Annotated in this window: 8 protein-coding genes; all 8 read left to right on the forward strand. The window is 68.2% G+C overall.

Features of this window, described 5'->3' with window-relative positions; all coding sequences use genetic code 11:
- The first annotated feature begins 27 nt into the window (after window positions 1-27).
- From QIS99_RS02200 to QIS99_RS02235, 8 genes are read left to right on the forward strand one after another with little or no spacing between them, the layout of a single operon-like run.
- Complete coding sequence (locus QIS99_RS02200; RefSeq protein ID WP_282509909.1) at window positions 28-2,094, forward strand: ATP-binding protein; 2,067 nt, start codon at window positions 28-30, stop codon at window positions 2,092-2,094.
- A complete protein-coding gene (locus QIS99_RS02205; protein WP_282509752.1) occupies window positions 2,085-2,534 on the forward strand; it encodes a hypothetical protein in 450 nt (149 codons plus the stop codon). Before QIS99_RS02200 ends, QIS99_RS02205 begins: the two co-directional genes overlap by 10 nt.
- The gene (locus QIS99_RS02210) at window positions 2,531-9,343 is read left to right on the forward strand and encodes an eCIS core domain-containing protein (RefSeq protein WP_282509754.1); all 6,813 of its coding nucleotides are present in this window, start codon (window positions 2,531-2,533) and stop codon (window positions 9,341-9,343) included. The genes QIS99_RS02205 and QIS99_RS02210 overlap by 4 nt, the downstream gene beginning before the upstream one ends.
- Before the next feature lie 6 nt (window positions 9,344-9,349).
- Window positions 9,350-10,039, forward strand: a complete 690-nt coding sequence (locus tag QIS99_RS02215; RefSeq protein ID WP_282509756.1) for a hypothetical protein — start codon at window positions 9,350-9,352, stop codon at window positions 10,037-10,039.
- Window positions 10,036-10,722 carry a hypothetical protein gene (locus QIS99_RS02220; RefSeq protein ID WP_282509758.1) on the forward strand — a complete coding sequence of 229 codons (687 nt, stop codon included), beginning with the start codon at window positions 10,036-10,038 and terminating at the stop codon, window positions 10,720-10,722. Before QIS99_RS02215 ends, QIS99_RS02220 begins: the two co-directional genes overlap by 4 nt.
- A gap of 10 nt (window positions 10,723-10,732) precedes the next feature.
- Window positions 10,733-11,110 (forward strand): hypothetical protein, encoded by a 378-nt coding sequence (locus QIS99_RS02225; RefSeq protein WP_282509765.1) that lies wholly within the window; start codon window positions 10,733-10,735, stop codon window positions 11,108-11,110.
- Window positions 11,103-12,242: a hypothetical protein gene (locus QIS99_RS02230; protein ID WP_282509767.1), complete on the forward strand. Its 1,140-nt coding sequence runs from the start codon at window positions 11,103-11,105 to the stop codon at window positions 12,240-12,242. Before QIS99_RS02225 ends, QIS99_RS02230 begins: the two co-directional genes overlap by 8 nt.
- 45 nt (window positions 12,243-12,287) lie before the next feature.
- Window positions 12,288-12,824, forward strand: a complete 537-nt coding sequence (locus QIS99_RS02235; protein WP_282509769.1) for a phage baseplate assembly protein V — start codon at window positions 12,288-12,290, stop codon at window positions 12,822-12,824.

The following is a 12,824-nucleotide window of genomic DNA, read 5'->3' on the forward strand; positions in this document are numbered from 1 at the left end:
GTGGCGACTTCCGGGGCAGGTGAGGACATGGCGGCGGGCGGCAGCGGCGACGCGGCCCACATACGCGGCGGCGGCGCGCTGCCGCTGTCCGCCGAGATCGCCCGCGTGCTGGCGCGCGTCGACGCGCACGCGGAGCGCGCGAGCGGCGGCGACACGCGGGAGGGCAAGGGCCGGACCGGCGAGCCCACCGACACCCCGCTCCCCGACACCCCGCGCCCCGACACCCCGCGCCCCGAAACGGCCCCCACCAGCGGCTCGCTCCCCGAAACCGCCCCCTCCGGCGGCTCCGCCCCGCTCACCGCACTCGCCGCCTGCTTCGGTCTGTCCGCCTTCGAGCGGGACCTCGTACTCCTCACCGCCGCGCAGGAGCTGGACCCGACCGCGGCCGCCCGGTGTGCCGCCGCGAGCGGGGATCCGGAGCGGGCGTACCCGACGTACTCGCTCGCGCTCGCCGCGCTCGCGGAGCCGCACTGGAGCGCGCTGACCCCGGTGGCGCCGCTGCGCCGCTGGCGCCTCCTGGACCTGGAGGACGAGACCCGCCTCACCACCTCCCGGCTTCGCCTCGACGAGCGCATCCTGCACTTCCTGCTCGACTCGCCGTACCTGGACGCCCGGCTGCACGGCCAGCTGCGCCGCGCCCCGGTGCCGGACCTGCTGCCGCCCTCGTACGACCTGGCCGCGAACCGGCTCTCCGGGGCGTGGACGGCGGGGGCGCGGCCCGACACGCCGATGCTCGTCGAGCTGGTCGGCGGGGACCTGCGCAGCCGCGCCGACATCGCCGCGGCGGCGGCCGCCCGTTCGGGGCTCGGCCTGTACGCGATGGCCGCCGACGACATCCCGACCGATCCCGCCGAGCGCGACCGGCTCGCCCGGCTGTGGCAGCGCGAGGCGATCCTGCTGCCCGCCGCGCTGCTCGTCGAGGTCGGCGACCTTGACCGGGACCAGCACGCGGCGACCGACGCGTTCCTCGCGGGCGCGGCCGTGCCGACGGTCGTGTCCAGCCCCGACCCGCGCCGCACGGACCGGGCGCGCGGCGAGCGCGTGACCGTGCCGCACTTGGACGACGAGGAGCAGCTCGGCCTGTGGTCGGGCGCGTTCGAGGGGGTGGCGGACCTCGACGAGCACGAGCTGCGGTCCCTGGTCGCCCAGTTCCAGCTGCCGCCGCACGTCGTCCGGACGGCCGCGTCAATCGTGGCCCGCGACACGCCGGGGATGGCCGGGGACGACGAGACCGACCCGGCGCGACTCGCCTGGCGCGCCGCGCTCGACGAGGCCCGGGTCGGGATGGACGAGCTCGGCCGCCGTATCGAACCCGGGGCGGGCTGGGGCGACCTGGTGCTGCACGAGCGGCAGACCGGCGTGCTGCGGGAGATCGTGGCCCACGTACGGCAGCGGGCGACCGTGCACCAGGAGTGGGGTTTCGCGGCGACGCTGCGGCGCGGTCTCGGCGTGACGGCCCTGTTCGCGGGCGGTTCGGGCACCGGCAAGACCCTCGCCGCCGAGGTGATGGCGAAGGAGCTGGGCCTCGACCTGTTCGTCATCGACCTGTCGCAGGTGGTGTCGAAGTACATCGGCGAGACGGAGAAGAACCTGCGGAAGGTCTTCGACGCGGCCGAACGCGGCGGCGCGCTCCTCCTGTTCGACGAGGCCGACGCGCTGTTCGGCAAGCGCAGCGAGGTCAAGGACAGCCACGACCGGTACGCGAACCTGGAGGTCAGCTACCTCCTGATGCGCATGGAGGCGTACCGGGGCCTGGCGATCCTCACCACCAACATGAAGAAGGCCCTGGACACCGCGTTCATGCGCCGCATCCGCTTCGTGGTCGACTTCCCGTTCCCCGCCGAGCACGAGCGCGCGGAGATCTGGCGCCGGGTGCTTCCGCCGCAGACCCCGACGAAGGGCATCGACCCGGACCTCCTCGCCCAACTCACCGTCGCGGGCGGCTCGATCCGCAACATCGCCCTGTCCGGCGCGTTCCTCGCCGCCGAGGAGGGCGACCGGCTGCAGATGCGGCACATGCTGGCGGCGGCCCGTACGGAGTACCTGAAACTGGAGCGCTCCTTGACGCCGACGGAGGTCCGCGGATGGGTGTGAACGGCCTGAACGGCCTGAACGGCCTGAACGGTCTGCTGACTGATCCGAACGATCCGAGCGGTCTGAACGGTCTGAACGGTCTGAACGGTCCGAATGGTCCGACTGGTCCGACTGGTCCGAATAGTTCGAATGGACCACGTCATGACACACCGGCACGGGCGGCCGAGCCGCGCGAGATCCGCGTAGACATCGGCGAACTGGTCCTGGACGGCTTCGGCCCGTCGGTGGACGCCGGGCGCGTATCGGCCTCCTTCGAACGGGAGTTGACCCGTCTCGTACGAGAACACGGGGTGCCGTTGGCGGCGGACGGGGGCGTGTCCGTGGACGCCCTGTCGGGTCTGCCGCCGCTCCCCTCCGGCCTTTCGGCGCGCCGCATCGGCCAGGAGCTGGCGCGCGCGGTGCACGCGGGGCTCTCGGGGCGCGGGGAGGTGACCCGATGACGCATTCCGCCGCACAGGACTCCCAGGCCGCCGAGCAGGCCGCGGAACGCCGGCGCAAGCGCCGCAAGGAACAGTCCGCGAAGAACCGCGCACCCGACCCGAAGAACATCGTCAGCGGCGCGGGCCAGCCCCTCGATGTCGGCGTACGCCGGGAGCTGGAGGAGCAGCTCGGTCACGACCTGGGCGCCGTACGACTGCACACGGACCGGGACGCGGGCGTGCTCACCGAGCTGCTGGGGGCGGATGCGGTCGCCGTCGGCACGGACATCTTCTTCCGCGAGGGCGCGTTCCGCTCCGGCACGGACGAGGGCCGCCGCCTCCTCGCGCACGAGCTCCTGCACACGGTGCAGAACCCGCACGGCCTGGGCGCACTGCTGGCCGGGCGCGACCTGGGCGCGGTGAGCCTGCCGCAACAGGCGATCGAGCGGGAGGCGGACTCGGCGGCGCGGGATCTGGTGGAGCAACCGGAAGGCAGGGCCGAAGGTCAGGCGGAGGTTGAGCAGGGGCAGGCCACGCCCGGTTGGCTGCGGTACGCGACCGTGAACGCCGATCGGCGCCGGTTGGAGGAGCTGGACCCCGCGACCCTGATCGACCGCGTCGCGAACGGAGTCCTGCGCTCCCTGCGCGGGGATCCCGAAGACCGCTCGGGCCGTGTGCGGCTCCAACTGGCCCAGATGTCTTCCCAGGTGCAGGACCTCGTCCTCGACCAGCTGGAAGTACGGCTCCCCACGCCGGTCCTCAACCAGGTGCTGGACCTCGTGAATGAGAAGGAGGCAGCGGGACCACTACCGGTGGACGCTGCTGTGGCGCCGCTGGCTGTGCCTGGGGCGGGGGACGAGATCGCGGAGGAGCGCGAACACTCCGACGAGCAGAAGCGGTCCGAGGAACGCGGGCGCGCCGAACTGCAGCCGGATGCCAGCGAGCCCCGGGAAGGCGGGCCCGGCACGAACGGGCAGGAGTCCGGTGGCGGCGACGGACGAACGGGGGCCGGGGAGCTCGACAGCTCCGCCGAGGACGAGCAGGCAACATCTCCCGGGGAAGCGGACCAGCAGGATCAGGAAGAGGCCGCGGCCCGGGAGCAGGAACGGTCGCAGTCGCAGCAGGGAGACAGGGACAGCTCTGTCCAGGATGCCGCTGCTCAGGAGGAGCAGGAAAAGGCCGGGGAGGCTGCGCAGAAGGACGCTGCGGATCCTGGGAAGAAGGAGGAGCAGGGGGAACAGGAAGAGGAGCAGGGAGAGCAGGAGGAGGAGCGCCGGGAGGAGTCCCCGAAGGAAGCGGAGCAGCAGGCACGCGAGGACACGGCCACAGCCCGGACTGCCCCTGCCCCGACGCCCGTTGACAGGAGCGGCGTCGAGCCCGGGGAGAAGTCCCGTACTGGTGACAACCGGCCGACTCGTACCTCAGGCGATCCGGAGAACGAACAGGATGCCGACGATGAACCGCTGGGGCTGGAGTCGGTGTCCGAAAAGGGCGCAGAGGGCGAGCCGGACACCGACAAGGAGATGGGCAGTTCCGGTGTGGCCGGCACCGGGCCCGACCTGAACGAGGCGGACACCGCGGACGACCCGCGGCTGTTCCGGCGGCGGAAGCGGGGTGCACCTCGGGCACCCGGGATGTCGTCCGTCGAGGGCGATTCGGAGCCGGAACCCGTCGAGGAAACGGCGGAGCCCAAGGAGTCCCATGGCGCCCCCGACCGCACGGACGAGCCGGCCTCCGAGAGCAGGACCGCCGAGGAACTGTGGGAGGTCACCTCCGCCGAGCAGGATCTCGGGCCCGGGGTCGCAGAAGGGACGAGTGAGGCAGGGCTGCTGTCCGGGCTCACGACAGCGTCGTCTGCGGACTCCGAGGAAAGGGATGCCGAGGAGGACCAGGCGGAACAGCGCGCGGAGGACGCCGAGGCCCGCCGGGCGGACGAGGCGGCGCGTGCCTCCGACGATGCGGGAGCCGTGGCTCCGCCGACCGTGAGTGAGTCGCCCGGGCCCGAGCGCCTGGCCAAGGCGGACGAGGACGCCCGTACCCAGGAGGGTGGTTCGGCCTCCGGCTCGGGTGCCAAGGGGGATCGCGAGGGGCGGGACGAGGGTGCCGGGGATCGTGAGTCCTCGGAAAAGAAGTCGGCCCGGAACGAGGAGAGGCCGAGCTCCGGCGCCGACAATAGCGCGGCCGACAAGGGTGCCGAGAAGCCTACGGATCAGGGGGAAGCCGCGGGGGACAGTAGCAGTGACACCGGCCCGGGAACCCCGGGAAACATCCCCGCCCCGACTCCGGGAGACACGGACGTGACCGAGGGCAAGGGCGACGCCACGTCGCCCGGCCCCGAAACCGGTCCCGACAGGGTCTCCGCACCAGGCCCCTCCTCAGCTCCGAAGCTGGCGTCGGGTAATGGCCCCTCCCCCATGTCCCGTTCTGAGGCGAGAACGAATGCCCCCAAGCCCTCCGCATCAGGGCCCTCAGGCTCCGCACCGCGCGCCAAGTCGTCCGGCAGCAAGCGGCAGGCCGCGAAGCAGGCCGCACGCAGCGCCCGCCGTGGAGGCGGCGAGGGACGGGGACGTCCGGCCTCGGCTCCGGCTACCGCTCCCGGCCACGGGCGGGGTGGCGGCCGGGGTGCTTCGGTGCCCGCGAAGCCCAAGAAGGACGCAGCCCCGGACGTCTCGAATGCCACACCCGAGGCGGGACTCGCGACCGCCGCGGGCCTGAAGCCACATCAGATGCTGGACACACTGAAGGGCGTGAACGGTGCCGTCGGCCGCTCGGTCGACAAGGAACGTACGGCGCTGCGCAAGGCACCGCCGAAGGAGCAGCGCCCGTCCGGCTCCCCGCGGACGGTGCCGGGCGGTCCGACACCGGCAGCCCCTGGCACGTACACCAACGCCAAGGTGGCCCGGACCGACGCGGCACCGGGCAAGACGCCCGAGATCACCGGCGAGCAGAAACCGGAAGGCGAGGTGCCGGGCGCGAATATGCCCGAGCCCAGCTGGTGGGACATCGCCGTCACCGTGGGTGCGCAGCTCTTCGGCAAGCTCCTCAAGGAAATCCTGCCGCTCGACGACCTGATCGACTCGATCCTCGGGATCCCGACGACGGACGAGGGCCTGCAGAACACCAAGGTGGGCGACGCACCGCGGTTGCCTCTGGAGAACGACTCCGATCCGCAGCGCACCGACGAGCAGAGCCAGAAACTCGACGAGCGGAAGGCCGAGCTGCACCGCTCCGGCCGGGAGGACGCGGCCCGTCCGATGGGCGAGGACCAGATCTACCCGGATGTGCCCAAGGAGACCCTCACGGGCAAGGTGCCCGGCGGCGACGGCAAGAAGGCCGAGGGAGCCGGGCGCACGATGTCCCGTGGCGGGGTTCCGATCGAGTCCGCGTCCGCCGTGGCCGAGCACGACCGCGGTCCGCAGATCCAGGCCGGCTTCAGCAAGGGCCGGCAGAAGATGTCGCAGGAGCGCAAGACCAAGGACGACAAGGCGCAGAAGGACCGGAAAAAGCACGATCAGGACCTGAAGCGCGAGGTCGACAAGAGCAGCAAACAGCAGGCCGACACGCGGGACAAGGGCCGCTCCGACATCGACGACTCCCGCGACAAGTGGCGCAAGGAGCAGGACGACAAGACGTCGGAGATCGACGGCAAGAAGGGCAAGAAGTACGACGAGGTCCGCAAGGACATCAAGGGCAAGGAAGAGGAGACCGACAAGGACGTCGACAAGCGGACCGAGGACGACAACAAGAAGATCACGGACGAGCAGACCAACGCCGAGAAGGAGGCGGAGAAGAAGCAGGAGGACGGCAAGAACGACGCCGACAACTGGCTCGAAGAGGCCATCGAGAAGCTGAAGCAGTTCTTCGAGGACCTCAGGAACGCCATCATGAGCGTCTTCGAGAAGGCGCGGCAGATCGTCACCGATCTCATCGACAAGTTCAAGGAACAGGTCTTCAAGCTCATCGACGACGCCCGCAACTGGGTGATCGACAAGATCAACACGTTCGCGGACGCCCTGATCGCTCTCGGGGACGAACTCCTCGCCGACTACCCGGCGATGCGCGACAAGTGGCGCAACACGATCGACGGTGCGCGCGACTGGGCTGTGGACAAGGTCAACCAGCTCGCGGACGGGCTCAAGGAGATCGCCGGGAAGCTGCTCGACGGACTGTGCAAGGCTCTGCTCGCCGGGCTCGACGTCCTGGAGACGGGGATGCTGGCGGCCGTCGACGTCGCCGAGACCGCAGCCGTCGGTGCGCTGGAATTCGGTGCCGCCGTGGTGGAGGGCCTTGGTGAATGGGCCGCCATCTTCAACGACATCGTCTCCGACCCCGGTGACTGGATCAGCAAGGCCGGAGCCGCCGCGGAAACCGGCGCCAAGGAGCACCTGTTCAACGAGGTCACCAGCGCGGTGAAGGCCTGGTTCAACCAGAAGGTCCAGGAGATCGTCGGGATCCCGATGGAGGACTTCCAGGAGCTGATCTCCGGCGGGGTGACGGTCGAGCAGATGGCTCAGATGGCGTGGGACGAGGCGCTGCCTCAACTCCCGGTCATTATCGGCGTACTGGTCGTGGAGAAGGTCGTCGCGAAACTGATCCCCGGTGCCGGCTGGGTGATGGCGATCATCGACGCCCTGAAGACGGCGTGGGGCGCACTCAGCGAAATCCTCGCCGCATTCGGCCTGTTCATGGACTTCCTGAAGTCGGTCAAGAGCGGGAATGGCGCGCTGCCCTTCGCGAAGGCGGTGGCGGCGGGTGTTGTCGCCCTGCTTGAACTGATCTACGAGTTCCTGATCGAGGGCGTCGGAAAGTTCATGGGCAAGGTGGCCGAGAAACTCGGCGGCATGCTGAAGGACCTCCGAAAGAAGAAGGATAAGCCGGACGAATCTGACAGCTCTCCTCCACCGGACGCACCGAGCAAGCCGAAGGGTGACGAGTCCAAGGACGACGAACGCACCACGCCCGACAAGTCCTCCGACAAGCCGGGCGACAAGGACACAGACACCCCACCCACGCGCAAGCCGCCGCCCGACAAGACGTCCCGCCCACCGGATCGGCCGCGCCCGGGCAAGCGTTCGTCACCGGAGAAGAAGCCCACGCACACGACCCGGTCGAGGAAACGCCGGGACGACGACGAGCGGCGCGAGGAGGGGCGCGAGGTCAACGCGGCTCGGAAGCGGATAAGGGACGGGGAGCGGCGGACCCGCGACGACAAGGACGACAGCCCCAACGCCCCGGCGCGCCGCGGCCCGGCCCGCGACACTCTCCGCCCCGACCGCCGCGGTACGGACACGGACCGCAAGGACGACGGGGAGACTGGCAGGAAACGTCCGGACGACGACCACAAGAACGACCGACGCCGTGACACGGACAGAGACAAGGACAGGGGTCGCGACAGAGACAAAGACGGGGACCGCGACAGGGACAGGGACAGGGACACGGACAGGAAACGGGACAAGGACCGCCGACGTACCCGGCGCGCCCGGCAGACCGTCAAGTCGGCCCGAAAGAGGGCCCGGCGCGCCGCGAGCAAGCTTTACGGCAAGGCCCGGCGCAAGCTGGGCAACCGTCTGCACGACCGGTTGCGTCGCCTCAAGGACCTGTGGCGACGCCGGCGGGACCGGATGCGCGACGACAGGTCCCGCAGGCCGGGCACGGACCGCCGGGACGACGCGACCGTGCCAATCGATCTGCCAGATGTGGCGTTCGCCGATGCCGACGACGGGGAACGGCACATGTTGAGGTTCCATGGCCGCGGCAGAGACGCAGGTCTTTACCTGCACAGCATTCCGGAAGAGGTGCCTGAGTTCCTGAATGAATGGCGAGCGGATATCGGGAAACAGGAACCGTCACCTGAGAGAGAAAACCAAGAGATCTATCTCAAGGCTGCCGCCGGCAGGTACAACCGAGCCAAGAGAATCCAGAAGGGCATTCCAGCACAAATAAGTAAGAGCGACAGGAAAAAGTACAACCCCCGCAAGCTGGCCCTCAAGAAGAAGATGCAGGAGTTCGCTCGGGCGGCACGACTGCGCGAGTACAACGACATCCCCGCCCCCAAGTTCCCCGACTTTCATGATGTCAAGCCCAGTCGCGGATCCGCAGGGCATTTCTCGGAGTATCTTGGGCGTTCCGCAAAGACGGTGTTCGGCGGTCCGGGCCAGGACGCCTACAAGGCAAAAAAGGGGCAGCCACCGGGTTGGGACTACATCTCCAAAAATGGTTTGGGCGAGAACTCTGCCTGGGTGAAGATGCACCTACTCCCGGAGCGAATCGGCGGCAAGGCTACTGGTAACAATCTCGTACCTGCCCGGGGCCCGCAGACCAATATTCCATTCCGGCAGAAAATCGAGGACCAGGCCTACGACGCCATCCCGGAGCACCAAAAGATCATCTGGTACAAGACGGAGGTCCGGTTCGGTCACTCACGCCTCAAGGACTTCATAGATTTCCCCAGCTACATCTACGCCTCATACGGCGGGTACGAAAAAGTCCGTGGCACCGGGAAAAAGCGCAGCGACTGGGCGAGAAAGGGGGCGGTGAAGCATTACCATCGGAACGTTGAGCCACCCACCAAGGACGAAGGGGGGATTCTCTTCATCAACACTGCTGGTGCGACAACCATCGCTGGCATGCTCGAATGCTCCGAGAGACTCGCCGGGCACGTCATTGATGCACGCGAAGAGGAAGGGAAGTTCAAGAATTTGCTTGACATCGCACCGACCCTCCGCGCCTGGAAGAGGAGGCGCGGCCCCCAGTTCATGCCCGGACTGTCCGACATGCTTGAAAAACTTGATGCGCTGATCACGCAGAAGAAGGTCAGACTGACAGTGTGAGGATTCATGGATCCCGACGCCAATAACCAGAAATTTCCGTTCGAAGAGTACTGCGCAAAGACTTTCAAAGAGATTCACGATTCCTCCGACCTCACGGCATGGGAGACTCAATTTGGTGAGGTACCACGATATTTGGATGACCCAGAATACGTCTTCGGAAGCCTGGCCCAGGACTACGGTTTGCCGTTCAGCCCGGCGGTCCAGCGAAACTTCTTCCGATTTGACAAAATTTCAGCATACTGGGAATCGACAGAAGAAGGCTCTGAACTGGTCGGCGAATTTCAGCTGAATCACGTCTACAGCCGAAGGCTCATGTCGCACACCTGGGAAGGAACCGACGACTGGGAGCGCAACCTCTATAAAGAGTTAAGGATCTTCGACAACACGCCTCGGACGGGAAGTGGACGCATGGCCGGACTGCGCGCCTCACCCGGCACCACGGACCCCGAGATCTGGTTCTTCGACATGCGGCAGGGCGCCATGGAGATGGAACTCGATTACGGAACCTATCTGGATACACTGATGGTAACCAAGGGGGCCATCGGCTGGCAGTACCTGTTCTGTGACGCAGGTTTCGGAGATTCGGGCTTCACACCCATTGTCGGAGGACTCAAGGAAATGCTGGACGTATTTCCGCGACTCTTCCCCGACCACGACTACTCGGACCTCAAGGCCCGCTTCCGGGAGCGCGCATGACCCGCTACGCCGACATCCCCAAACCCATCCGCTCCGGAATAGTCGTGGTCAACCCCGACACCGGCTCGCCGCAGCGCATCATCGTGCTTCAATTCAACCCGGACACCCTGGAGCGCAGCGTCTCCCCCCAGTCCGCCGGTGATGGCGGAGACGCGGGAGGCGGTGGCGCCGGCAGCGGGGATCGGAACGAAGCGCTCCGCCTGAAAGGGCCCGCCCAGGAGACCTGGAAGTTCACCGCGGAGATCGACGCCACCGACCAGTTGGAGATCGCCGCGCCCGACGGCATTCACCCGCAGCTCGCCACGCTCGAAATGCTCGTGCAGCCGACCACCGCCCAACTTCGTGCCGCGATGAAGCTCTCTCAGAAGGGAGCCATCGAGATCAGCCCGATCGAGATGCCGTTGACCCTGTTCACCTGGGGCAGCAAGCGCGTCATGCCCGTCCGGCTCACCGAACTCTCCGTCAACGAGTCCGCCTTCGACGTGAACCTCAACCCCATCCGCGCCTCCCTCAGCATCGGCATGAAGATCCTCACCGTCAGCGATCTGCCCGCAGGACACCGCGGCGCTGACCTCTACATGGCGCACCTCGCGCAGAAGGAGCGGCTCGCCGCAGCCGCGCGCGGCGGGAGCATGGGGTCCCTCGGGCTCGCCGGAAGCAACGCCGCGACCGGAAGGGGCTGAGGACAACAACATGGCCGACACCGAGCCGTACGAAAACACCCTGGACGCGATACCGGGTGCTCACCCCTACCCGCGCACCAGCCGCTACCACGACGCCGAGACAGGGATCCACCGCCAACCCGACGGGACCGAAGTGCGGTACACCAAGCGCCGGTTGCTGCCCCCGCTCGATCAGAGCGACGACGAGGTCCAGGCGCACACCGTCGGCGCCGGGGAGCGGCCCGACCTGCTCGCGCAGCGCTACTTCGGCGACCCCGGCCAGTGGTGGCAGATCACCGACGCCAACCCCGTACTCGATCCGCGGGAGTTGACCGACGGGGCCGGACGCGGGATCGACATCCCGCGCGCCGGAGGGTTCGCCGGTGGCAGGGGTGACCGGCGTGTTTGATCTGCCCGTGGGGCAGGGCCCCGTTCACATCACGCTCTCCATGGGGCCCAAGCTCGCCCGGCCCGTCCCGGCCGAGGTGACCGAGGCCCTGCTGTCCGCGCAGATCACCGCGACCGCGGGGGAACGCAGCGGCTTCCAGCTCGCTTTCGACCTCACCAAGAACGGGCTCATCAGCCGACGCCTCCTCCCGGAGGGGTTTTTCGACCCGAAGACGCGGCTCATCGTCACCGTCACCGTGCGGGGCACCTCCGACGTGCTCTTCGACGGGCTGATCGTCCGTCACGAGGTCGGCGCCAGCAACCAGCCCGGAAACTCGACGCTCACCGTCACCGGCGAGGACCTCACCCTCCTCATGGACTTGGAGGAGCGCACCGCCCCATACCCCAATCTGCCGCCCTCGGAGCGGGTGCTCACCATCCTGCGCCGGTACTCGGACTACGGCATTCGGCCCGATGTGTACGCCGAGCAGATAGCCCAACCCCCGCACCAGGACCTCCGCGTGCACTACCAGACGCAGACCGACCTGCAGTACGTCACCGAGCTCGCCCGCGCCAACGGCTACACCTTCTACCTGGAACCGGGCCCCAACCCGGGTCAGTCCTCGGCCCGTTGGGGCCCGGAAATCCGCCTCGGCGTTCGCCAGCACGCGCTCAGCGTCAACATGGACGCGAACTCCACGGTCGACCAGCTGACGTTCGCGTACGACGGGACCGCGCGCGAAGAGCCGCAGGCCCGTTGGCAGAACCCTGGGACACGGCAGTCGGACCTGCTCCCCCAGCCGTCGATCAGCCCGCTGCGCCCGCCCCTCGGAAAGCGGCCGACGCCGGCGCTGAAACGCAGGACACTCTCCGGCACGGCCAAGCAGCAACGCGCACAAGCCGAAGCCGAACTCCTCGCCCGCGCCGCCACCTCCGCCGACGTCATCTCCGGCTCCGGATCGCTCGACGTGAACCGGCACGGGTACATCCTCCAGCCGCGACAGCTCGTCGGCGTACGCGGCTCCGGGCGGGCCTACGACGGCGACTACTACGTCAAGTCCGTCACGCACAACCTGCGCCCCGGCTCCTTCCAGCAGAACTTCACCCTCAGCCGGGAGGGTTTGGAGGCGCGCAGCCCGTACGTACGGCCGTAACAGACCAGGACCAGTCGCACCGCACACACCAGGAGCACCCCAGAAATGGCCGCACCCAGCAATCGATACGTCGGCAAGTTCCGCGGCCGCGTCGTGGACAACGACGATCCGCTGCACATCGGGCGGGTCACCGTCGAGGTGCCGGACGTGCTCGGGGACGAGCCGTCGACGTGGGCGCTGCCCTGCCTGCCGTTCACCGGACCGCAGGCCGGACAGTTCGTGGTGCCGACGCCGGGGACTGGTGTGTGGGTGGAGTTCGAGCAGGGCGATCCGAGCTTTCCCATCTGGACGGGGTGTTGGTACGGGGAGGAGGACGAGTTGCCGCCGGACGCGCGGCGGCTCGTGCAGGGCGGCTCGCAGGTGAAGCCCGTCGTGGTGCAGACACCCGGCGGGCACAAGATCGTGATGAGTGATCCGGCCGGTCCGGATCAGGGGATTCTGCTGCAGGCCCAGGGGGGCGCGTACATCCGGATCACCAAGGAGACCGTGGTGATCGCCAACGGGGCCGGGGCGAAGATCACCCTTGATGGCGACCAAGTCATCCTCAACGACGGCCAGTTCAACGTCGCTGCGAAGCGATAG

Source organism: Streptomyces solicavernae (assembly GCF_029968095.1).
Classification (GTDB): domain Bacteria; phylum Actinomycetota; class Actinomycetes; order Streptomycetales; family Streptomycetaceae; genus Streptomyces; species Streptomyces solicavernae.